Origin of the sequence: Nibrella saemangeumensis (genome assembly GCF_039541915.1) — a bacterium.
Lineage (GTDB): Bacteria > Bacteroidota > Bacteroidia > Cytophagales > Spirosomataceae > Nibrella > Nibrella saemangeumensis.
In genome coordinates this window covers 107,472-131,360 of the sequence record NZ_BAABHD010000030.1, presented here as the reverse complement: position 1 = coordinate 131,360, position 23,889 = coordinate 107,472, and the positions used below count along the sequence as shown (strand labels likewise).

The 23,889-nt window shown below is 52.2% G+C and carries 21 protein-coding genes; 10 read left to right on the top strand and 11 right to left on the bottom strand.

Translation table 11 applies throughout. The features are described 5' to 3' along the window. Positions 1-6 precede the first annotated feature (6 nt). Entirely contained in the window at positions 7-1,446 is a 1,440-nt protein-coding gene (locus tag ABD949_RS15600; RefSeq protein WP_345244782.1) for an alpha-L-fucosidase, read from the top strand. A 37-nt stretch (positions 1,447-1,483) separates the two neighbouring features. Here the strand turns inward: ABD949_RS15600 and ABD949_RS15595 are convergent, their stop codons facing one another. The 6 genes from ABD949_RS15595 to ABD949_RS15570 form a co-directional block, all read right to left on the bottom strand. Continuing rightward, positions 1,484-2,545, bottom strand: coding sequence for an NAD-dependent epimerase/dehydratase family protein (locus ABD949_RS15595; protein ID WP_345244781.1), 1,062 nt, complete (start codon positions 2,543-2,545; stop codon positions 1,484-1,486). A 111-nt stretch (positions 2,546-2,656) separates the two neighbouring features. After that, positions 2,657-3,217, bottom strand: a complete 561-nt coding sequence (locus ABD949_RS15590; protein ID WP_345244780.1) for a hypothetical protein — start codon at positions 3,215-3,217, stop codon at positions 2,657-2,659. Between the two features lie 490 nt (positions 3,218-3,707). Continuing rightward, positions 3,708-4,592 (bottom strand): hypothetical protein, encoded by an 885-nt coding sequence (locus ABD949_RS15585; protein ID WP_345244779.1) that lies wholly within the window; start codon positions 4,590-4,592, stop codon positions 3,708-3,710. Positions 4,593-4,677: 85 nt separating this feature from the next. Then, positions 4,678-5,244, bottom strand: coding sequence for a Crp/Fnr family transcriptional regulator (locus ABD949_RS15580; RefSeq protein ID WP_345244778.1), 567 nt, complete (start codon positions 5,242-5,244; stop codon positions 4,678-4,680). A gap of 39 nt (positions 5,245-5,283) precedes the next feature. Then, positions 5,284-7,227 carry a KUP/HAK/KT family potassium transporter gene (locus ABD949_RS15575; RefSeq protein WP_345244777.1) on the bottom strand — a complete coding sequence of 648 codons (1,944 nt, stop codon included), beginning with the start codon at positions 7,225-7,227 and terminating at the stop codon, positions 5,284-5,286. Between the two features lie 110 nt (positions 7,228-7,337). Then, entirely contained in the window at positions 7,338-8,723 is a 1,386-nt protein-coding gene (locus ABD949_RS15570) for an Nramp family divalent metal transporter (RefSeq protein ID WP_345244776.1), read from the bottom strand. A gap of 167 nt (positions 8,724-8,890) precedes the next feature. Here ABD949_RS15570 and ABD949_RS15565 point away from each other — a divergent pair, with 167 nt between their 5' ends. From ABD949_RS15565 to ABD949_RS15535, 7 genes are all read left to right on the top strand, one after another. Next, on the top strand, positions 8,891-9,547 hold the full coding sequence (locus ABD949_RS15565) for a metal-dependent transcriptional regulator (RefSeq protein ID WP_345244775.1): 657 nt from the start codon (positions 8,891-8,893) through the stop codon (positions 9,545-9,547). A gap of 78 nt (positions 9,548-9,625) precedes the next feature. Further along, on the top strand, positions 9,626-10,702 hold the full coding sequence (locus tag ABD949_RS15560; protein ID WP_345244774.1) for an LptF/LptG family permease: 1,077 nt from the start codon (positions 9,626-9,628) through the stop codon (positions 10,700-10,702). Between the two features lie 76 nt (positions 10,703-10,778). After that, positions 10,779-11,777: a DMT family transporter gene (locus tag ABD949_RS15555; RefSeq protein ID WP_345244773.1), complete on the top strand. Its 999-nt coding sequence runs from the start codon at positions 10,779-10,781 to the stop codon at positions 11,775-11,777. Continuing rightward, positions 11,774-13,234 (top strand): DUF6056 family protein, encoded by a 1,461-nt coding sequence (locus ABD949_RS15550; RefSeq protein ID WP_345244772.1) that lies wholly within the window; start codon positions 11,774-11,776, stop codon positions 13,232-13,234. The genes ABD949_RS15555 and ABD949_RS15550 overlap by 4 nt, the downstream gene beginning before the upstream one ends. A 4-nt stretch (positions 13,235-13,238) precedes the next feature. After that, positions 13,239-13,979: a glycosyltransferase gene (locus tag ABD949_RS15545; RefSeq protein WP_345244771.1), complete on the top strand. Its 741-nt coding sequence runs from the start codon at positions 13,239-13,241 to the stop codon at positions 13,977-13,979. A gap of 5 nt (positions 13,980-13,984) precedes the next feature. Further along, a complete protein-coding gene (locus ABD949_RS15540) occupies positions 13,985-15,811 on the top strand; it encodes a hypothetical protein (RefSeq protein WP_345244770.1) in 1,827 nt (608 codons plus the stop codon). Between the two features lie 71 nt (positions 15,812-15,882). Next, on the top strand, positions 15,883-16,875 hold the full coding sequence (locus ABD949_RS15535) for a glycosyltransferase family 2 protein (RefSeq protein WP_345244769.1): 993 nt from the start codon (positions 15,883-15,885) through the stop codon (positions 16,873-16,875). Positions 16,876-16,878: 3 nt separating this feature from the next. Here the strand turns inward: ABD949_RS15535 and ABD949_RS15530 are convergent, their stop codons facing one another. Genes ABD949_RS15530 through ABD949_RS15510 form a run of 5 tightly spaced genes read right to left on the bottom strand, consistent with a single transcriptional unit; the run spans position 16,879 to position 21,715 of the window. Then, positions 16,879-17,853, bottom strand: a complete 975-nt coding sequence (locus tag ABD949_RS15530) for an AAA family ATPase (protein WP_345244911.1) — start codon at positions 17,851-17,853, stop codon at positions 16,879-16,881. Between the two features lie 25 nt (positions 17,854-17,878). After that, positions 17,879-19,066 (bottom strand): DUF4350 domain-containing protein, encoded by a 1,188-nt coding sequence (locus ABD949_RS15525; protein ID WP_345244768.1) that lies wholly within the window; start codon positions 19,064-19,066, stop codon positions 17,879-17,881. Positions 19,067-19,106: 40 nt separating this feature from the next. Next, positions 19,107-19,865, bottom strand: coding sequence for a DUF4129 domain-containing protein (locus tag ABD949_RS15520; protein ID WP_345244767.1), 759 nt, complete (start codon positions 19,863-19,865; stop codon positions 19,107-19,109). Then, complete coding sequence (locus tag ABD949_RS15515) at positions 19,849-20,733, bottom strand: hypothetical protein (protein ID WP_345244766.1); 885 nt, start codon at positions 20,731-20,733, stop codon at positions 19,849-19,851. Before ABD949_RS15515 ends, ABD949_RS15520 begins: the two co-directional genes overlap by 17 nt. Before the next feature lie 37 nt (positions 20,734-20,770). Then, complete coding sequence (locus ABD949_RS15510) at positions 20,771-21,715, bottom strand: stage II sporulation protein M (protein WP_345244765.1); 945 nt, start codon at positions 21,713-21,715, stop codon at positions 20,771-20,773. Positions 21,716-21,842: 127 nt separating this feature from the next. On the opposite strand from ABD949_RS15510, the gene ABD949_RS15505 reads away from it, so the two are divergent. Continuing rightward, positions 21,843-22,541, top strand: a complete 699-nt coding sequence (locus ABD949_RS15505) for an RDD family protein (protein WP_345244764.1) — start codon at positions 21,843-21,845, stop codon at positions 22,539-22,541. Between the two features lie 113 nt (positions 22,542-22,654). Beyond that, complete coding sequence (locus ABD949_RS15500; protein ID WP_345244763.1) at positions 22,655-23,857, top strand: M20 metallopeptidase family protein; 1,203 nt, start codon at positions 22,655-22,657, stop codon at positions 23,855-23,857. Positions 23,858-23,889: the final 32 nt, after the last annotated feature.

Here is a 23,889-nt window from a genome sequence, read left to right as displayed (position 1 = left end):
ACGCTTATGAAAATCCATTTTTGGCTACTGGGAGCCGCTATACTACATGCAGCCGCCACTCTTGCCCAGCGCGATATTCCCGCCAATCCAGTAAAACCCACTCCGCAGCAGCTCCAATACCAGCAGCAGGAACTCATCGGCTTTCTGCACTTCGGCGTCAATACCTTCTCCGACAGCGAGTGGGGTACGGGTAAAGAAGATCCCCGCAGCTTTAATCCCACTAAACTGGATGCGCGGCAGTGGGTACAGGCCGCTAAAACGGCGGGTATGAAAACGCTCATCATCACGGCCAAGCACCACGATGGCTTCTGCCTGTGGCCATCAAAATACACTGAACACTCGGTGAAGAACAGTCCGTGGAAAAACGGTAAGGGCGATGTGGTGCGCGAACTGGCCGATGCCTGCCGCGAAGGCGGTATCAAACTGGGAATTTACCTGTCGCCCTGGGATATGCACGAGCCGAAATATGGCACCTCGGAGTACAACCAGTTTTACCTGAACCAACTGCGCGAACTGCTCACGACTTACGGTCCGATAGCCGAGTTATGGATGGACGGGGCCAAGGGCGAAAACGCGAAAAATATGGAGTACGATTTTGAGGCATACCGGGCTTTGATTCGTCAGTTACAACCCAATGCCGTGATTTTCTCCGACGTTGGGCCGGGCGTACGCTGGATCGGCAACGAGCGGGGTTTTGCCGGCGAAACCTGCTGGTCGACGATCAATACTGAAGGAATGGCCCCCGGTAAGGCCGACTCCAAATATCTGAACACGGGTGACCCAAAGGGCGACGAGTGGATACCGGGCGAATGCGACGTGTCTATCCGGCCGGGTTGGTTCTACCATCCTAAAGAAGACAGCCGGGTCAAAACTCCGCAGCAACTGGTGGATATCTATTATAAATCAGTTGGCCGGAATGGTACCCTCTTGCTGAACCTGCCACCTGACCCGAACGGTTTGCTTCACGAAAACGATATAAGCGCGCTACGGGGCATGCGCGAAATACTGAACGAAACCTTTAAGTCAAACGGAGCGATTAAAAAGCTGGCAAAGGCCAGCAGCCAGTGGGCCGGGTTTGATACCCAGCGCCTGACCGACGGTAACGCCGATACCTACTGGGCCGCCAAAGAAGGAGAAACGTCCGCTACGCTGGAACTGAATCTGGGCCGCCCTACCACCTTCGACCGCATTGCGTTGCAGGAGCCGGTACGGCTGGGGCAGCGGGTATCCGCGTTCCGGGTAGAGGCTGAGCAGAACGGTGCGTGGCAGGAGGTGGCCAAAGGCACCACCATCGGTTATAAACGGCTGCTGCGGCTTGATGCCCCCGTTACCGCGCAACGCATCCGGATTATAGTGGAGCAGGCCAACAACACCGTAGCGCTTTCGGAAATCGGGTTATACAAGGCCTCTGAGCGGGAGGGTAAGCCCCTGGCGGAGAAGAAATAAAGGAAAACAAAAAAGCGGGTCATGGCCCGCTTTTTTGTTACTTCAGAATCGGTTCCAGCGCGGCCCGGTTCTCATCAAGCCATTTGGCAATGTCGGAAACGATGTCCCTGATGCCTTTTTCGGGTTTCCAGCCGGTGAGGTTGGTGACCTTTGTATTATCGGTAATGTACAGGCGTATGTCGGCGGCCCGGTTTTCGGTCACCTGTTTGATGGGTATCGTTTTGCCGGTTACCTCCTGACAAATCTGGGTCAGTTCCTGCAGCGAGGCACTGCTGGCTACGCCACCGCCGGCGTTCAGGATTTCGCCGTTGACTTTATCCAGGTTGTGCAGTTGCCAGTCGATGAGCCGGTACAGGTCGTCGATGTGCAGCATATCGCGGGTTTGCTTGCCGGTGCCGCCGTAGCCGATGTACGCCAGCGACTGCTCAAAGTAATGCTTGGCAATCCAGAGTACCATTACGCCCTGGTCCACCTTACCCATCTGCCACGGTCCGGTAATGACGCCACACCGGTTTATGACCGTTTTCAGGCCGTAAAACTCGTTATATTCCTGAATAATCAGCTCCGACGCCAGTTTGGTAGTCCCATACAAGGACCGGGCACCATCCAGCGGAAAATCCTCGGCGATGCCTTTAGACGATACCCCCGGCACCGGCTGGTCGTCGCTGAGCACAAACCGGGTGTCGGCTTCCTCGAAATTCAGGGTTTCAATGGTTTTAATGGGGTACACCCGGCTGGTCGACAGAAAGATGAAATTGGCCTTATGCTTCAGCGCGTAGTTGAGGCAGTTGACCGTCCCGAAGAGGTTGGTATTGATGAGGTAATCGGGAGTGCCATCCAGCCCGGCCAGCACCGATGGTTCGGCCGAAGCTTCGATAATGGTATCGACGGCCGGCAGCGCATCAAAATCCTCTTTGCTGCGAATGTCGCCGTGGACGAACTCGACACCAGCCTGCTTCAGCCGGGCAATGTTCAGCTCGGAGCCCCGGCGCTTCAGGTTGTCGAGGGCAAAGATCTGATAATCGGGATAGTTGGTTTTAAGCGCAATCGCCAGCGCCGAGCCGACAAAGCCGGCCCCGCCGGTAATCAGTAGTTTCATGGGTTGGTCAATGAGAAAGGCCAAAAATAGGTGAAAACTTCAGACACTTGAGTATCTTAATTTTTAAGCAACTGAATTTTAGATCAGTTTTTGTTCGCTTACCTGTAAAGATTATCTCTTCTTTTGGTTATCATCCTCCCAGGCTCCTCCCATATACGCCAGTTTGTGTGTGTAAGGCTGGAACAAGACTACTGTGGTAACTTCGTTGTCCTGGCAGGTGTTGTATACCACAAAAGCGGTTTGAGCAACGGGTTCTGTCCAGAAGGATTTGGAGTCTATAATCCCCTGGTACAGCCGCTTGTTGCTGCGTCGGATGTAGCGAAAGGGTATGGCCTTGAGGCAGTGTTGGTCGCAGGGAGACTGCCACGATTGGCAGTTTTGACGGAGAATGCTGCTGAAGTAGCGAATATGAACCTCAGCCGGGTTTCCAAAGCGCACCACCGGAAAGTCGGCCGGCTGCTCAACATAGTAACAGAAGGTGTCGGGTTGCATCAGCACCAGGCTGTCCGGGCCAAATAGCCGGTCGATAAACTGGTAGAGGTGGGCATTTCTGGCCTGTTCTAAGGAGTCTAGCTTGATCTTTCTGACCGGAACATTTTTGATTCGCACAGGTTGAGCCTTAATGGTGAGTTTGGGCAAGAAGAGAAAAATTAAAATAAACAAGGTTTTCATAAGCTTTTTGTTTTGCTTCTGTCACCCAATGATTTTACACAGGTGACAGAAGCGTAATCAGTGAGTTAGTTACAGCGGGAAGTATTAGGCGTCGGACTACCGTGGGTTGTTCTCCGTTCGGTACCTGCCGGCAAACTGATATTCCGTAAGTCTTCTCCCAACTGGCCAGGACTACTGCCACTACCTATACCCCAACTCGTTCTGTTCCCAGGTAAATTGATATTTGCCGCTTGTAAGGCTTGGAGAGTAAAATCCATACAGTTATAGTTTTCTAAATCATAAGAATTTACAGAATGGTTGCGGATATAATTTAGCGTATTCGAGAATTGTGACCATGTAACTGGAAAAGAAATGCTAACATCATATCCTGCAGAGTAGGTGTCGTCCTGCCCGAAAATGCCTGGCCCAACCGGATTGAATGGACTCCCGGCAAAAGTTGGATACCACCCTAGGACTCTGTGAACATAGCTGTTGTTAGGCCCTATTTGCGTTAATCCCAAATAAACATGTCCAAAGCAAGCACAATCATCTGCTGAAGCATATCGATTGTATCCTGATCCAGGGGGTTACCATTTGGTGCGTTTGGGTCAAAAGGAGGGAGCTGTTCATTATAATCGCCAGATGCTGAGCAAATGTAGAGGGTATACTGGTCTGATCCAGTTACGCAGACTTCATTGTTACCTTCCCCCACACATATTCGCCAGTTTACAGTGATCATGAATGGTTGACAACTTGCTGCCCGTCCATTCGGAGAATTCTTTGGCGACTGTGGAGTAAGTACTGAGAAGCTTCCAACTACCTTACCCTTGACGATTTGAAATCCGTTGATAAATTCACCTCCATCATTAAAATTCAAGTACAGTCCGTCACACTGATTAGGGATTACTTTCCCTTTAGACATTTGAATATTGTCAAGTGTAGGTAGCCACTTTACAATGTGGGATTGAATCTGCCCCTGATTATTTTTTGTAAATACTTGAAATGTGTACCAGGCAATTCCACGTTCGGTATTTTTTTGTTGCTTTTCTTTTTCAAGAGTTGACCAGTGAGTGGTTAGCGTTACACCCATCTCATTTTTCATCGGAACCACTACCCAAGGCTTTCCAGTTGATGAAGTCAAGGATTTTGCATTCTCCCAATCTAGAATACGCTCCAGTTTGAAATTTTCTTGAGTGGTTAAATTTCCCGAACGAGTCCGGTCCAATGAGGCTGCTTTATTTACAAACCACTGACGTGCTTCGTCTACTGTAATCGGATATAATTCAGCCATCTGAATTATATCCGATTCAAGAGGTAGTTCAGGCTTTGTGCAAGCGTAGAAGTTAAAAAGTACAACAGTAAATAAAGGTAGAATCTTAAGAAGAAGTTTTTTCATTGTGATTTAACTTGTTGGTTCTACCACAAAGCTGCCTAACTCTTGAACAATGAAAATTGATCTATATCAATTTTTCATTGTTACCTTAGTCTCTTTTTGCTCTGATACGGCTAAAGGTTTCTGGCGTAAGGCCCAAAAATGAAGCAATGTGTTTATTAGGTACCCGGTTAGCCAGAGTGGGGTACTCAGATAAAAAAGCCCGATAGCGTTCGTCGGCCGTTTGCATGCGCAGGTGATGCGCCCGAAGTTCACTCCGCGTATAATATTGTTCGGTCACTACACGGCCCACATAATTGAATTCCGGGTATTGGCTATAAAGGTGACTTAGATGCTGATACGAGAGGCTCCAGAGTGGGCTTTCTTCCAGGGTTTCTAAATACTCGAAAGACGGCTGCTGGCGGTAAAAGCTTACCGGGGAGATTACAAAGGACGTCTCCGGCATGAAACCAGTTGTAATGTCTTTGCCGTCTTTCAAATAGTAGCCACGAACCAGCCCTTTCTCGACAAAGTAGATTTTGGTTGAAATCTGGTCCGGCGATAACAACAGGCTACCTTTGGGGAGGGAAGCATGACTGAGAAGACTGACTAACGATTGCTTCAGCGCTGTACTAACCGGGTAAATAGCTTCGATAAGTGTCAGCAGTGTATTCATCAGCCATGTTCGGCCCCAAATTGCAGCCTACCCGCCGTTCTACGTAGTAATTCGAGTCAATTTTACGTTCTCCACCGGGCGAATGACCAGCGGCACCTTTTCCACTTTTACCGAACTGCTGTCGAGACCAAACCAGCGGTCTTCGGAGGTGGTGAAGCCTTTAATGAAGAAGTAGACATTCATAATCAGCCGCTCCGACACGGGCAGGTCATTTTCAAACGAAAGGAATTTCTCCAGTACCACAAACCGGAAATCACCGATCACGTTCTGCCGATGAAGCGACTCATAGCGGCTGGTAATATCCACCTCCTTATTTTTCACCAGATCTTCAATCACTTTGCGGAAGAAGAGGTTAATGCGTTGTTCTACCCGGAAGCCGAGCCGGAAGGTTACCTTATAGCAATCATCCGGGGCGATGGTGTTTACCTTATACTCCATAGTATATGGATCGTCGGTGGTATCCACGTGAATAAACCAATAGATATCCGCCCGTTTGGGCCGCTTCTGAAAGATGGAATAAATGATCTTGGACTCGATCTCCGACTGCCGGGCGGCATTGCTCATAAACACCAGATGCGTAGCGTATTTCGGAATACTGATGTCCCGGCTTAATTCCTTAATGGCCTGAATGTACTGATCAATGCGGACATATTCAGTAAGTCGCATTTTAATCCGGCTGGCATTCAGCCAGATAATCATCACCATACCCATGATCCCGGCGATGAGCACAGATACCCAACCGCCATGCACAAATTTCACCAGGTTAGCTACCAGGAAGCAGCTTTCAATCGTCAGATAGAAAATGACAAAAAGCACTACCCACCAGGCATTGTATTTATGGGTATAGAGGTAATAACCGAAGAGCATGGTGCTCATCATCATCGTGAGGGTAATGGCCAACCCGTAAGCTGCTTCCATGCGGGAAGAATCCTGGAAATAGATGACAACCCCCACACACCCTATAAAAAGTAGCCAGTTTATGCTGGGTACGTACAACTGCCCTTTTTTGACGGAAGGGTAACGTAAGCGAACTTTTGGCCAGAAATTCAACCGGATGGCCTCACTAATCAGGGTGAAGGCACCGGAAAGCATAGCCTGACTGGCTATGACGGTTGCTCCGGTAGCTATAATAATTCCGATAAACAGGAACCACTCCGGCATAAGGGCGTAGAATGGATTGCGCTCACCTAGTGCCTGACCGTCAAGCGTTTTGACGTATACACCCTGCCCAAAGTAGTTCAGCAACAGGCAGGTCTTTACAAAAACCCAACTCACCCGGATGTTGCCCCGGCCGCAGTGACCCATATCCGAGTAAAGGGCTTCGGCACCGGTCGTAGACAGAAAAACCGCTCCCAACAGCCAGAACGCTCCGGGATAGGTTGATAAAAACAGGTAGGCGTGATACGGATTAAGAGCCGCCAGTACCGAGGGGTCATCAATGATGTGAACAAAACCCAGGACGCCCAACATGGTAAACCAGATCAGCATCACGGGGCCAAACGTAGTTCCGACCACGCTGGTACCGAAGGTCTGAATTAAAAACAGACCTGAGAGTATGGCAATAACAATGGGAATAGTCTCAATGTCCGGGTACAGGATTTTTAGTCCTTCTACCGCCGAGGAAACCGAAATAGGGGGTGTAATAATACTGTCGGCCAGCAACGAGCTTCCCCCAATTATGGCGGGTACGGTGAGCCAGCGGGCATGTCGGCGCACCAGCGCGTACAAGGCAAAAATACCGCCTTCACCGCGGTTGTCGGCCCGCAGAATCAGGACAACGTACTTGATGGTTGTCTGCAGCGTAATAGTCCAGAGGATGCAGGAGAGGGCTCCTAAAACAATCTCCTCTTCAATAACGGGGGCTGAGCCGGCCACGGCCCTGAGCACATAAAGAGGAGAAGTACCGATGTCACCGTATATAATTCCCAGGGCTACCAGCAGACCAGCCGCCGATACCCGGTCCATGTGTCGTTTATCTTCCATAAAAAGTTGCTCTGCCCTGCGCGGGCCGAGCGAATACAAACGCGGCAAAGATAATAGGTGTGCAAGTACGTTGTTTTCGGAAGATAAGAAAGTTATGAGCGTAAAATCTTTTAAAGCACGGTTTCTAAAAGCAGGTAGCTGTTTAAGGCGATAATAATGGCCGAAATAGCCCAAGCGGTCAGCTTCAGCCAGCGGGGGTTGACAAACGCACCCATGCTCAATTTGTCGCTGGTAAACTGTACCAGTGGTACCACCGCAAAACTTAGTTGCAGCGATAATATAACCTGGCTCAGCACCAGCAGATCACCAATTTTTTCGTCGCCGTACAGAATCGTCACAATCAGCGCCGGTACGATGGCCACCATTCTGGTAACAAGTCGCCGGAGCCAGGGCTTAAGCCGCAGTTTCAGAAAGCCCTCCATCACGATTTGCCCCGCCAGTGTACCGGTAAGGGTGGATGTTTGGCCGGCCGCCAGCAGCGCAATGGCAAACACCGCACCGGCAACCTGGGCGCCCAGCAGCGGATCAAGCAACCGATGCGCATCGGTGATGTCGGCTACGGTCTGGTTGCCGGAGAAGTGGAAGGTTGCGGCCGCCAGTACCAGAATGGCCCCGTTGATGAAAAAGGCCAGCAGCAGCGACACACTCGAATCGATGGTGGCATACCGGATGGCGCTCCGGCGACCGTCGTCCGTACGGGCAAAGTTCCGGGTCTGTACAATGCTGGAGTGCAGATACAGGTTATGCGGCATGACGGTAGCGCCCAGAATACCGATGGCAAGGTATAACATGCTGGGGTTGGTCACAATTTCCCGGCGCGGGAGCAGGCCGCCGGCAACTGCCCCGATGTCGGGCCGGGACAGCAGGATCTCATAAGCGAAACAAAGGAAAATGATGAAGATCAGGCCCGCCACAATACTCTCCAGGATCCGAAAGCCTTTGTTTTGCAGGTACAAGAGCAGCAGCACGTCCAGCGCCGTAATAACGACACCCACCGACAGTGGAATACCAAACAGCAGATTCAGAGCCAGCGCTGAGCCAATCACCTCAGCCAGATCCATGGCGGCAATGGCTATTTCGCTCAACACCCACAGGACCATGGCTACGGGACGGCTGTACTGCTCGCGGCAAGCCTGCGCCAGATCGCGCCCGGTAGCAATACCCAGTTTAAGGGCCAGGTGTTGCAGCAACATGGCAAACAGGTTGGAGATGAGGATAACTGAGAGCAGTTTATAGCCAAACTGCGCTCCTCCGGCAATATCAGTAGCCCAGTTACCGGGGTCCATATAGCCTACTGCGACCATCAGCCCCGGACCCACAAAGGCCCGCATTTTCTTAAAAAAACCGCCGTCGGTCGGAACAGGAATGCTGGCGTGTACCTCCGATAATGAACGTACGGCAGATTCCTGGTCTGTTTTAGGTAATAAACGATCTATTCGGTTACTCCGGGGGACAGACAGCGCCTGAGTAGTCCGCACAAATTCTTCTGATTTCATTGTATTTGTGTATACTTTAGAACCATGAGACAAATATATGCGATTGTTCTCAATAAAAATTTAGACTGGTCTAAATTTTTTTAAAGTATACTAAAAAAACTAATTTTGTGGATAAAATGTTCGAGGAGCAAGCACAAAAAGCTTAATAAACCGGATGTTGATCTTGCATGCATACCTTCACGGAAGAAAACTATCTGAAAACCATCTACTACCTCTCCGGTCGGCAGGAAGGCGAGGTTAGTACCAACTCGCTGGCTGAGATGACAGCGACCAGGGCAGCTTCCGTATCGGATATGCTGAAGCGGCTTTCTGAAAAGCAGCTAATTCATTATAAAAAATACCAGGGCGTACGGCTTACCGAAGAAGGGGAGCGGCTGGCCCTGAAAGTGATTCGCCGGCATCGGCTCTGGGAGGTTTTCCTGGTCGAAAAGCTAGGTTTTGGCTGGGACGAGGTACATGTAATTGCCGAAGAACTGGAACATGTTCGCTCCGACGAACTGGTTGAGCGGCTGGACGCTTATCTGGAGTATCCGCAGTTTGACCCTCATGGTGACCCTATTCCTACACCAGCCGGCCAGATGCCAACGACTGCTTATCGAAAACTTTCGGAGGTGGCCGTTGACGAGCGGGTGCGGATTATGGGTGTACTTGAGCACTCTCCCGAATTTCTGCAGCACCTCGACCGCACCGGCCTTACGCTGGGTAGTGAGGTCTGTCTCCAGGAAATCAGCCATTTCGACAAATCGGTCCAGGTACAGATTAACCAGGAAAAATCGTTATTTATCAGTCACGAAGTGGCTAGAAATTTATTGGTTAGTAGATAGGCAATATGGGGCCGCCCGGCGGTCATTGGTGATTTCGCGGAGGGTGGTATCACCAGCAACTATTGACGAACGACTTTTATGAAAATCCTTGATTGGTATATTCTGAAGCGTTTCCTGCAAACGTATATTTTCGTCGTGTTGGTGATTGTATTGGTGGTCTGTGTGATCGACTACACCGAAAAAGTAGACGATTTCCACCACCACAATGCCCCAATGAATAAAATTCTGATTGACTATTACCTGAATTTTATTCCGTATTGGGCCAATACCATTAGTCCGCTGATGGTGTTTATCGCTACCGTATTTATGACCTCCCGCCTGGCTTCGCGGACCGAAATCATCGCTATTTTAAGCAGTGGAGTTAGTTTTATGCGTTTTCTGGTGCCTTACATAGCCGGTGCTATCGTGCTGAGTGTAGCCACGTATTACCTGGTAAACTACGTAATCCCGCAGGCCAATAAGGTCCGGATCGCCTTTGAGTTGGAATATGTAAAGGATCAATTTACCTACACGGGCCGCAACGTACACCTGAAGATCGCGCCGAATATCTATGCTTACCTGGAGAGCTATAACAACCTGACGAATACCGGGTATAAGTTCACCCTGGAAGAAGTAGCCGGCAACGAACTTAAACAGAAACTCTCCGCCGACCGCATCGAGTGGGATACCCAGAAGGGGAAATGGGCACTCTATGATTATAAAATCAGGGCCATCGACGGGATACGGGAAACACTTACACCCGGAACCCGTATGGATACGACTCTGAACCTCAAGCCCTCCGACTTTGACAGTGACTATAGTCTTTTTGAGACTTTTACGCTGCCCGAACTGAACAACTATATCGCGCTGCTGCAAAGCCGGGGAGCCGACGGTGTTGAAACCTACCTGCTGGAGAAGTATTCCCGCACGACCCGCCCGTTTGCCATTATTATTCTGTCGGTCATCGGCGTCATTCTGTCGGCGCGAAAAAGCCGCCGGGGGGTAGGCTGGCAGGTGGCGCTCGGCTTCTTTCTGGCGTTTGCCTATCTGCTCTTTTTTATGCTCGCCAAAGGGGTCGCCGAATCAGGTAACCTGAATCCAATGCTGGCAGTCTGGTTGCCAAACATTATTTTTGCGTCCATAGGCGTACTTTTGTACCATACAATTCCGCGCTAAACGGTGATTCTCTGACCGATTGTCTCGTTCCGGAAGAGCCATACAATAGCTCAGCGGAGCAGATGTCCTACTGTTTATGAGCCAACATTCAATTGGAAAACCTGACCTGTCGGATTATCTGCACCTCCATTTTCTGGTGGTAATCTGGGGATTTACGGCCATTCTGGGGTTACTGCTGGAACCTTTGGAAGCCCCGGCTCTGGTAGTGTACCGCACATTACTGTCGGCGTTGGGTCTGGGGGTGGTGTTGTACTACCGCCGGCAGTTAGTGATACCGCGTGCGTCTGTTCAATGGCAACTTATGGGTACCGGGGCCCTGATGGCCATTCACTGGATTGCCTTCTTCGGGGCCGCCCGGCTGGCCAATGCCTCTGTCTGTCTGGCGGGTATGGCAACGGGTTCTTTGTGGACTAGTGTGCTGGAGCCCCTGTTTCTGCGCCGGCGTATTCGGGCCGTCGAGGTGTTGCTGGGCGGGGTGGTCATAGCCGGACTTTACGTGATCTTTCGGTTTGAGTTTGACCGCATGGCCGGCCTGCTCATGGCTATTTTCTCGGCTATGCTGGCAGCGGTATTTACCATTATTAATAGCCGGTTTACCCAACGCTATAATGCGCTGACGATCTCTTTCTACGAGATGATCGGGGCCTTTGGGGCAGCCCAGCTCTTTTTGCTGATTTATATGTGGGTTAGTCCCGATCAGAGCCTGTGGTCGGCAGACCGGCTGGTGCCTACATCGGCAACGCAATGGCTCTGGCTTGCGGTGCTGGCGTTCGTCTGTACCGTGTATGCCTATACGGCTGCGGTTCAGCTGATGCGTAAGTTTTCGGCATATGCCGTCAATCTCACGGTTAATCTGGAACCTGTTTATGGCATTGTGCTGGCCTTTCTGGTATTCGGCGAAAGTGAACGGATGACATCCGGCTTCTATATAGGTACCCTGATTATCCTGCTGGCAGTACTGGCCTATCCGTGGCTGAACGGTCGGTTGCAACGGTCGTCGGCCGCGCCGGTTGAAGCGGCTGAGACGGGAGGATTGAGCCTGCCTCCGAACGAAACCCATTCCACTACTGCATGAAACACCCGCTTGTTAGCCTTTCCGTACAGATAGTTGCTGCCCTTTTGTTTCTGCTGGCGTTTGTGCCGTTACTCGTGCTGTCTTTCCACAATCACCCCTCGGCGGCTGATGATTATTGCTTTGCCGACACGGCCGTTCGCTTTGGTTTTTGGCAGGCGCAGAAGTTTTATTACGATGGCTGGACCGGCCGTTACTTCTCGAATTTCCTGGTTCATGGTAATCCGCTGGTCTGGGGATGGTACAGCGGTTTCCGCCTGATCCCGGTGCTGGCTGCTGCGGGCTTGTTCCTGGCCATGTACTCCTTACTGAGCGAGTTGCTGCGGGGACGGTCATTAAAAACGCAGCTGCTGACTACGGGGGCCTTGTTTTTTCTGCTCATTCTTGCGATGCAGAGTATGGTGGAGGCTTTTTTCTGGACGGCGGCTGTGGCATCTTATACCGTACCAACGGCGTTTACGCTGCACCTGCTGGCGGTGATGAGCCGCTGGTACCGGTTACGAGCAGGGCTGCTGCGGACACTGACCACTATTTGGGCAGGGTTTCTGGTATTTGCCATTGTGGGGTCCAGCGAAACCAGCCTGGTGCTGCTGGTGCTGCTGTTGCTATCGGTGTTTGGCTACCGGCTGTTGTTTCTGCGAATCGCCGATCGTTTTCTGGGCTTCCTGGTGTTCATGGCCCTAGTGTCGGCCTGGCTGTTGTTCCGGGCTCCCGGAAACGCTATTCGGATGGGTGGCAATGAGCATAGTGGCGAGTTCATAGCTTCCTTTGTGTCTTCGTTTATCTGGCTGGGCAAATCAGTTCTTAAATGGCTTGTCCAAACCCCTGTTCTTCCGTTGTCGGTCATGTTTATTCCGCTTGCCATGCGACTGGTGCGGATGGACAGCCCTTCACGGCCTCTTTTTCACCTGCCCCCGCTGATTGTTACCGTACTTTACATCGGTTTTCTGGCGGCCATGATTTTTCCGTCTTATTATGGCATTGGCATACCACCTGCTTACCGGGTGATGAACGTGGTTTACCTTTTCTTTCTGCTCGGCTGGTTTTATGTCTTGACGGTCTGGATGGTTCAGGCGGTTCGTCGGGGCTGGTTGCGGACCGATACGTTCCGGTTGCCGGTATGGGTGCCTCTGCTGGCCGGGATCTGGGTGGTTGTCAGCATTGGATTCAGTATCCCGCTAAAGACCATGTATACCGACTGGCTAAACGGCGATGCTGCCATTTATGACCGGGATATGACCGAACGATACCGGCAGTTGACCCAGGGAAGCAATGATACCCTCCGGCTGGTCCCGATTCGGGTGTATCCGCCAAGTCTGTTTGTGGAAGATATTAAAGATAATCCCGAGCATCTCTGGAACCGCTGCCAGGCCGGGTACTATGGTCATAAAATGATTCAGTTGGAAACCGTCACCACCGCCGGGCGTCAGCCAGTGAGCCAGCTAGCCACCCATCCCTGAAACCATGTCATCGGTCTGCATCATTGTACCGTGTTTTAACGAAGCCAGCCGATTACCGGTTGGCACCTTTCTGGCGTTTCAGCAACAGCATCCCGATATAAGCTTCTGTTTTGTCGACGACGGCAGCCAGGATGCCACCGCCGATGTGCTGAAGCAGCTACAGGCTCGTAACCAGGCTCAAACAGAGGTGTTGATCCTCGACCGGAACCAGGGCAAAGCCGGGGCGGTCAGGGCAGGTATGCTGCACATGACCCATGACTCGCGAGGAGCCTTTGATTACCTAGGTTACCTGGATGCCGATCTGGCCACTCCCCTGCCGGCAATCTGGGATCTCAGCGCCCAACTCGACCAGCACCCGCAGCGGGAAATGGTGATGGGCTCCCGTATCAAATACCTGGGCGTCGATATTCGGCGCAACAACTTCCGGCATTATGTTGGGCGGATAATCGCCACCGCCATCAGCAACCTACTGAAACTGGCGGTGTACGATACCCAGTGCGGAGCCAAGCTGTTCCGTAGGGTAGTGGTCCCTGATTTATTTCGGGCGACATTCATCAGCCCCTGGCTATTCGACGTAGAAATTCTCGCCCGGCAGATTCAACGCCATGGCCGGGCGGGGCTGGATAAGTACGTGGTGGAGGTACCACTCCGGCAGTGGGTTGAGCAGGATGAATCCAGGGTTAAGCTCAGCTACTTTTTTCGTATGTGGGGTGAGCTGTACCGTATTTATCAGGCTTATCGGTAAAAGACATGAGTAGTGTTTCGCAACAATTGAACTCCCCGGTCAGTCGCATCCGGCAGACTGTGTCCGACAGGCCTGCGCTGGTTTATCTGCTGCTCGGCCTTCCTCCTGTAGTGCTGGGCTGGCTGGTGTATCGCTATGCCGTTAATGTTCCCTGGTTTGATGATGTTGAGGCTTTCCCCGGCTTTTTGCTGAAGTACCTGCAGGCTTCATCGGGGCTGGGCCGGGTAGCCGAACTGCTCAGGCCTAACAACGAGCACCGGATCGTTACCGGCAAGCTGATAGCGCTGGTTAGCTACCACACCACCGGCATGCTCAATATGCGCCTGCTGATCTTCGGTGGCTTTGCATTTCTGCTTGGCACCTGGGCATTACTACTGTACGTCTTCAAGAGAAACCGAATCCCGTTAGCCTACGCTATTCCGGTCTCTTTTTTACTTTTTCAGCCTCAGTTTTACCTGACTACGTTCTGGTCCATTACCGGCCTGCAGCACCAGCCCGTTGTTTTTCTTGGCTTCCTGTCGCTGTATTTACTAACCAACCGGGGCCATCGGGCCACTATGTCATTACTGGGTGCCATTGCGCTGGCAGTGCTGACAACCTTTACCAACGGCAATGGAATGTTTATCTGGTTTGCCGGTCTGGGTGTCGTGCTGTTGCAGGGGCGGTTTTCGGTGGCTATTGCGTGGCTGCTGTCGGCTATGCTGACGGTGAGTCTATACTTCTCCGGTTTTACTACACAGGGTAATGAAGCCGGCATCGCTTACACGTTCGAGCACCCGGTCCGGACCCTGCTGTCATTTTTCAGCTTTATCGGCGGCCTGTTTGATTTTCTGCCGACGCATGAATCCACCACTCTCCGCATCGTTCTGCCGGTACTGGCCGGTTTTGGGTTGGTGGTCTGGATGCTGTTCTGGTTTAGTATGCTCCTGCTACGGCCCGGTGCCAATGAGCCTTATGGTGCCGGCTGGTCTCTTATCTGGACGCGGCTCCAGGCCATAAGCCGGGCGGAAATGTTTCTGGTGGGTTGTCTGCTCTACCTGCTGACCAATGCCGTTATTGTGGCCTTATTGCGGTCGCGCTTCGGTTACGATGTCATTCTGGTCAGCAATTACAAGCTTTATCCGACTCTTTTCCTGGTATTGGCCTATTGCCTGTATGTGTTCAGTCCGTACCGGCAGCCCGTCCCGGGGCGTCGTTATCAGGGACTGATCCTGCTGGTAGGTGGCCTGGTCAGCGTACTGTCGTATTGGCTGTACACCCCCCTGGTCATTGAACGGCGGAAAACGCTGCTGACGCAGGCGGTAAACCAGCGGTACAACGGCTATGGCCTGGGAGCCACGCCCGGCAGCTTGTTTGCTACGTTTCTGGCTGGTACCATGAACCAGCTAACCAGCCAAAAGCTGTACACGTACCCGCATGACCCATTCATGGCCCATCTGGACTCCATGGTAGCTCAGCCGTCTTTTGAAGGGCTGGAGCTGAATCGGATTCCTTTATTTGTCCGGTATGAGCCGGATTATATTGTTGTCGAAAACCAGACGGTTCAGCTACCAACGCATTGGTCGCGGGAGGCTGCAGTTATGCTGCGGGTTTACTCACCCTCGTACAATGTCCTGTTTAAGGCTGATGCGAACCTGAACTGGCTGAATCGTCAACAGCCCGGTTTTAACATGGCGATTCCCAGGGTGCTCCTGCCTGGTGCTGATAGTGGTCGGGTGGATGTGGCGGCCATTGCCGGGCAGAACCTGCGCTGGTTTCAGACGGGCGTGCGGCTTGGACCACGCCCGTCTGAAACGGTGAAAGCGGCCGATAAGCCGAAAACCGCAGAATAAAACTCTGTAGCGGGTGCGCGGGTTCTTGGCATAACCGTCTATTTTTGTCTGATTACTAACTAAACAAGCTGTTGGAAGGCCCGCAGATATCTATTGTTGCTCCGCTCTATAATGAGAGTGAGTCGTTTCCGCATCTGGTCAGCCGCCTGAATGCGCTGATGGATTCGTCTGACCTGACCATTGAGGTAGTTTTGGTCGACGATGGCAGCCGGGACACCACACCGGTCATGATGCAGCAATTGGCCCTGACCGATGAGCGGTACCATTGCGTGTTTTTGTCCCGTAACTATGGACACCAGACGGCGCTCAGTGCCGGTCTGGCCTCAGCCCGCGCCACCGAGGCCGTTATGGTAATCGACGGCGACCTACAGGATCCCCCCGAACTTCTGTCTGAATTCTATAAGCATTATCAGGAAGGGTACGACGTGGTGTATGCCGTTCGCCGGCAGCGCAAGGAAGGCTGGCTCAAACGCATGGCCTATCATACCTTTTATCGCATACTACGCTCGATCTCTTATATTGACATTCCGCTGGATAGTGGCGACTTTTCACTCATCAGCCGCCGGGCGCTGGACGTGCTGAACCGGATGCCGGAAGAGAGCCGGTACATCCGGGGGATGCGCACCTGGATCGGTTTTCGTCAGATTGGTATTCCTTACGAACGAAGCGGCCGGGTAGCCGGTAGCCCGAAATACTCGTTCAAAATGCTCTGGCGGCTGGCCTATAACGGTATATTCAATTTTAGCGAAGCGCCCATCAGCTTTATTACAAGGCTAGGTGTATTTGCCATCTCTGTGGCTGTTATTTACCTCATCGCTACCATTATCAAGCGCTTTGTATACGGACACGTGCCTGAAGGCTTCACGGCCCTGCTGTTCATCATTATCTGGTTCAGCGGGGTTCAGCTGGTAGCGCTGGGTATCATTGGCGAATACGTACTGCGGATATTCTTCCAGGTGAAGGGGCGTCCGCTGTTCGTCATCAAAGACGAGATTATAAATGGCCAGTATACCGCCAGTTCCAGAGATCCCTACCTGACAAAAAAAGCCCCCCAGGCTTTATAAGCGCTACCTGGGTACCTCCAGCCGGTGAACAAGCTGATTAATTACTTCATCGGCGGTGCCGCCCTCCATTTCGCGTTCCGGTGTGAGCAGCACCCGGTGCCGAAGCACAGGGGCGGCCAGTTCCTGCACATCTTCGGGTGTAATAAAGTCCCGGCCCCGTAAGGTGGCCAGCGCTTTGGCACTGTTGAGCAACGCCACCGACGCCCTGGGCGAAGCACCCAGATACAGCGCTTTGTTGGCGCGGGTGCTTCGGACAAGCTGCGCGATGTAGTCGAATAGCTTGTCTTCGACGTGAACCTGATGCACTTTGCCGCGCAACGCCTGTAACTGGTCAGCGGAAACTACTGCCTGAACGGCCTCAACTGCATCGCTCAGGTTCTGGCGGGCGTGGTGACCTTTCAGAATAGCCACTTCTTCGGTTTCTTCGGGATAGCCGATGAGGACCTTGAACAAAAAGCGGTCGAGCTGGGCTTCGGGCAGGCGGTAGGTACCTTCCTGCTCAATTGGGTTCTGCGTGGCCAGTACCAGAAACGGCTCGGTCATGGGGTAGGTGGTGCCGTCGTAGGTGATCTGCCGCTCTTCCATCACTTCAAACAGGGCCGCCTGCGTTTTGGCGGGAGCCCGGTTGATCTCGTCAATGAGCACGATATTGGCGAAAATGGGTCCCGGCTTAAATTCAAAATCAGAGTGTTTCGGGTTGAAGACCGACGTGCCCAGCACATCCGACGGCATCAGGTCGGGCGTAAACTGGATACGGCTGAAATCAACAGAAAGTGTTTTGGCCATCAGTTTGGCCGTCAAGGTTTTGGCAACACCGGGTACCCCTTCCAGCAGTACATGGCCGTCGGCGAGCAGCGCCGTCAGCAGCAGGTCAATAGTCTGGTGCTGACCAACAATCACTTTACCCACTTCGGCCCGAATTGCATCAATGGCGGTTTTCAGGTCATTCAGATCAAGGCGTGTTTCAAAAGGAGTCATCGTCGGATAAACGCTGGAGCAGCGTTCAGGCATTTACGTGTTGATAAAAAGCTTCTATGTCCTGATTCACATTCAGGAGTTCGTATTCCGACAGCAGCGTACTACGCCGGGCCGCATCGATCCGGCGGACGAGGACCGTTACGTCCTCGGCAGGTACGCCACTTTTTTGGGCCAGCGTTTCGGCAAAGTTCTTATCCAGCACAGTCGTATTCAGACCGAACTGCTCGCGCACATACGCCAGAAAATACTGAATTTTTTTACGAGCCAGGTTGTCGTGGTCATTCTGCTGAAAGTACAGCCGGCCGATGGTCTGCACAAACTCCAGTGAGGTATTGCGGGGCGGTTCGACCACCGGAATAATACGCTGGGTGCGTTTACCCGCAAAGATGGCGTATAATACCAAGCCGAACAACACCAGATAGTAGGCCCAGATAAGTGCCGGCTGCGTGAAAACATAGCGAAAAAGGGACTGCTGGCTTTCGTCAAAACGCCCCTGCTTGATGAACTCGTCCCAGTACGTAGGGCAGGGAGGCAGGTAGGAGAGGGCTTTAAAGGCGTAATCAGACGTGGCCGGGTCCAGCACATAATAATTCGTAAACGCCAGGGGCAGGTTATGAATATAAAAGCTACCCTGGCCGTGGCTGATCCGGATGAAAACTGGCTCCCGGCGGGCATTCCGGCCAAGTACCGTAATCCTTTCCGGTTTTATCAGCGTAAGGTAGTTGCGGCCGTCATCGTCGCGAAATCGATAACCGCCGGGTTTTCGAAGGTGAGCATTTGTGAAGTTGTTGACCAGTGTTGTGTCAATTAATTTTGGTGCTTTTTCGGCAGTTTTAAAGCCAAGCGTCTTCCCCAAAGAATCCGTAATCACATAGGCGGAGATGAAAACGTTGTTCCCCCGGCTTACGTACCGGAGTAGCAGCTGTATTTCGGATTTAGTAGGCAGAAAGCGACCACAGATAAAGACATAGTTACTTTGCTTCGGCAGTTTACCTTCCGTCAGGTGGTTGTAGATGGGCACACGCAGGCTCGGTACAGACGGTTGCTGCATCAGACCGGGCAAAAGCTCATACAACGCCCTTGCCCCAAACGGAATCCTGTCCTTATTCATGTAGGACTCCTTCCAGTCGATGGGCTTCGGTCGGTAATACTCGAAAAGGCTATAGCTAATTACTGTTACCAGCAGAATCAGCAGGTATTTGTTTGGTTTCACGTTTTGAATAGGTTCATGTCAGGACCGTTGCCCGGCGTTTTCAGCGGTGCAGTAGCTGCGTCTGCAACTGTTCGTTAAAGCCCCTGAATTCTGCCTGCACTTGCTGAAACATCCGCTGGTCAACGGGAAAATCACCGTACCAGGCATAGTCAAAAGCCGTGGTAAGTGCCTCAAAATTGTCCTTCAACGGGGTCGTACTTAATTCGTATACGTATTGCCGGTTGGTTTTATCCGGTTGCCAGTTGATCAATCCCTGGTCGGTCAGGGACTTTAGCGTTTGCAGATACAGAAGCCGGATAGCCAGCCGGTAATTTCCCCGGTTGACGACATCGTCCAATGCTTCAGCGAAGTTGATCTCATGAATATTTTCGCTGACCTGTTCATACGGTAATGGTGGCTGCCCGGCTTTCCTGGGAAAAAGGAAGCCCAGAACCTCGGCTTTGATAAGCAGATAGATGCTATACGCAACAATCACGGCCAGCAACACATATTGCCAGAAACTCCGGTAAGCCGTACTGCGCATGAATTCAGCTATTTGTTCCTGCAACCAGTACCAAAACTTCAGCAGCGGGTTTTCGGGCGGGCGGGTGTTCCGGCGGTATTGGTATTCACGGTCGTTCCGGTAATCCTGAAGCTTCTCCGCAGCCGGGTAGCGCATCCGTACCGGCTGCTGGTCATCCCGGCCGGGATAAGTTGCCTCTTTGGCTGTCTTGTCTGGTTGAGCCCTGACCGGACTGCCAACCCAGAGAATACCCACCAGCAGCCAGCCGGTCAGCCAACGCTTAGTAATCGCCTTCATCCTGAGCGGTGGGTCGGGTGGGAGATGTACCGATGGTGTCAATAGCCGCCAGCAAGCCGGTACCTTCGTGGCGTTCGACCAGATTGAAATACTGAAAGCCAATGGCCAGCGCTATCAGGCCCGACAAAAAGGTAACCCCGATTGTGCTGATGGCATTGGTTAAAACCATAACTACCGATGGCATTTCGGGCAGCAACTCCATCGCGGTAAACATTTGGATCAGTATCGTGGGTATTGTAAAGCCAAGTCCCAGGATGATGACAATAAGCGCCACAATTACGATCAGACCGAATGTGGACCACCACTTATTGGCGATGAGCTGAAAACAGCGGGTTATGACGTTTCCCGGACCGGCCTTCTCAAACACGGTTACCGGCAGAGCCAGAGACAGAACGACCCCAATGTATATGCCAGGAACAAGCATCAAAAAGATGCCGATTAACACTAGCCAGAACGAAAGAAAGGCAATCCACAGCGACCGGCCAAGCACCGAAAGAACCTCATGCCAGACAGCACCAGCGTTGATAAACGTGCTGCCGGACTGGCTGTAGAGTTTAAAATGGCTGTAGACAACCAGGCTGGCGATCAAATTGGCTGTAAGTTTAAGAATGTTCGTCAGAAGGATTACCAGAAGCGGCCCATTGTAGATAATCCCCATCTGATCGTTTCCGGACGGTATGCTCTGTCCTAATGGGTTTTGCTTTGTCAGCAGGTTCGACTGAAGAACCCCCTCTGCGATACCCGCCAGCAACGCTGCCGGACCCGCAATGTAGAGCAGCGCCAGTGTCAGGCTCCGGAAGTTTTGCGTCGCGTAAGCAAAAGTGGCGTTTATCTTTTCACCAAAGTCACGTTCTTGAAAGAGGAGCATACGGTAAACGGTTAAAAGAGGAGTAAGGTCGAAACAGTTACTGTGGGCGGATGGTGTGGAGCCGGATCGGATAAATGATAAAATACCAGACAATGAAAGCGGCCGATGTTAAAATAATAGTCAGACTAACCGCCGGATGAAGGGTCAGGCGGGTTACAAAACTCTCCAGAAAACCGGCCATGATAAAAATTGGGACCAGCCCCACACAGATTTTCAATCCCTGTCTGGTACCCCGTATAAACGACTCAAGCCGGGAGTAGGTACCGGGAAACAACAGGCTGTTGCCCAGCGTGAGGCCGGCACAGCCGGCAATGATAATGGCCGAAATTTCCAGCGTGCCATGAATCCAGATCTTCAGTACCGACTCCAGCAGCAGGCCGCGCTCGTAGAAAAAATACTGGAACGCCCCCAGCATGACGCCATTGGAAAATAACGCATAAATTGTTCCGAATGATGCCAGCAGTCCCATTACAAAGGTCTGAAAAGATACCTGAATGTTGTTCAGGGTAATACGGAGAAACATGGTTGCCTGATCACTACTGGCATATACGCCCAGCGGATCGCCTTTTTCGATGTTCTCCTGCGTCATGTTGACGTACGCATCACCCATGATCAGACGGACAAACGTAGTGTCATTGGCTGCTGATAGCCAGCCAAGCAGGCAGGCTGCCAGAAAAATAACAAACGAGACGGCCAGCAGCCGATGCGACTGCCTGAAGAGCAAGGGCAGTTCGTACCGCCAGAAGGTAATAAAGCGGCTGGCGTCTTCACGCTTACTCTGCATCAGGCCCCGGTGCATCTGCGCAGTCAGCCCGTTGAGGTAACGGGTTACACTGGACTCAGGATAAAAGGTGCGGGCGTATGACAGATCATCCGTTAGCTCAATAAACCGCTCCGTTAGTTCGTCCGGGTCTCTGGTCGGGTTCTCCTCAATCGCTTTCCACTTCGGGGTATTTCGTTTAATAAAGACCGGTTCACGCATAAAAGCTGCTCCAAAATTTATCGCCACGGAGAAACGCGCTATGTTATCAAATATAGCTAAGTTCGCTTTGCCAATTTTGATTTAAAACGGGTCTTTTCCCAATTTGCCATCAGATTTTTTGCGGGATATGTCAGTTGCCATTCATACCTCCCAGAACGTACTGCTCGAATACGAACCCGCCAGCGTTGGGGAGCGCATTATGGCTACGCTCATCGACTACCTGATATTTATCGGCTGGGTGTTAGTGGTCATTTTTTTGCCGGTAAGCATCTTCAACGTGAATATGAGCACATTTTATGTAGTCCTGGTTACGTTGCCCATCCTGTTTTACGACCTGATTTGCGAGTGGCAGCTCAACGGGCAGTCGCTGGGGAAAATTGCCATGGATATCCGGGTAGTGATGCTCGACGGTTCACAGCCGGGTCTGGGGGGGTACCTGATCCGCTGGCTGCTCCGCCTGATTGATACCCGGATGTTTGGCGGACTGGTAGCCATTATTGCCATTGCTGCCAATGGAAAAGGGCAGCGACTTGGGGATATGGCGGCCAGAACTACCGTTGTTAAAACAAAGCCTAAAGTAGCACTGGAGGATATCACCTACCAGGTGCTACCCGAAACCTATGCGGTACGGTTCCCCGAAGTGCGTTTTCTCACCGACCGGGATATTCAGATTGTGCGGGAGGCAGTGCGCCGGGGTAACAACGAGGTGGCCGAACGAACGGCCCAGCGTATTAAAGACGTAACCGGTATTCAGACCGACCTGTCTGCCCGCGATTTCCTGAAAAACGTCATTGATGATTACCAGGCATTGGCTGCCAGGGAGTAAGATCTCCGCCAGTCTCCAACTGGTTATTACCGTTTCTGCAAACGAAAAGGGCGACCGCAGAAAGAGTCCCGCGAAAAACCAGCTATTTTTGCCGGGTAAATAAATCAGCAGGGATGCTGGTACGAACTATGAGCCTACAGGAAACTATACAATCACTGGCCCGGCAGTACGCCCCGGATATAGTGGCGAACCGCCGGCACCTCCACGCCAATCCCGAATTGTCATTTCACGAACACAACACCGCCCGCTTTGTGGCCGATGAACTTAAGGCCATCGGTTTGCAGCCGCAGGAGGGCGTTGCCAATACTGGCGTCGTAGTGATCATCGAAGGGCGGAATCCGCAGAGCCGGGTAGTTGGTCTACGGGCTGATATGGACGCCCTGCCGATTCACGAAGCAAATGAGGTGCCTTATAAATCAAAGATAGCGGGCGTGATGCATGCCTGCGGACACGATGTACATACCTCGTCGCTGCTGGGTACCGCCCGCATCCTGAACGGGCTACGCGACCAGTTTGAAGGGACCGTAAAGCTGGTATTCCAGCCGGCCGAGGAGAAAGCGCCCGGTGGCGCTTCCCTGATGATTAAAGAGGGTGTACTGGAGAACCCGGCGCCGGCCAGTATGCTGGGCCAGCACGTAGCGCCGAATGTGCCGGTGGGTAAAATTGGTTTCCGGGAAGGGATGTACATGGCCAGTACTGATGAGCTATACCTGACCGTCAGAGGCAAAGGCGGGCACGGTGCTATGCCCGATCAGTTGATCGATCCGGTCCTCATAGCATCGCACATCATTGTCTCCCTGCAACAGATCATCAGCCGGAACCGGAAGCCGGCCAATCCGTCGGTATTGTCGTTCGGGCGGTTTATTGCGGATGGCGTAACCAATGTGATTCCCAATGAGGTTACGATTCAGGGTACCTTCCGCTGCATGGACGAAGAATGGCGCGAAGACGGACTCCGCCGAATGAAGAAAATGGCTGAGGGTATTGCCGACGCGATGGGGGGAAGTTGCGAATTTGAGGTGGTGCGGGGCTATCCGTTCCTGAAGAACCACCCTGAACTAACCCGCCGGATGCGGGACGCTACCGTAGCCTATATGGGGGCCGATAACGTCATTGATCTGGACCTCTGGATGGCCGGTGAAGATTTTGCCTTCTATTCGCAGGTGGTCGACTCGTGCTTCTACCGGCTTGGTACCCGCAACGAAGCGCGGGGTATTATTTCCGGTGTGCATACGCCTACGTTTGACATTGACGAATCGGCGCTGGAGACAGGGGCCGGGCTGATGGCCTGGCTGGCGGTTAACGAGCTGATGTAAACCTGGCAACAAAAAAGCTCCCGATTTGTCGG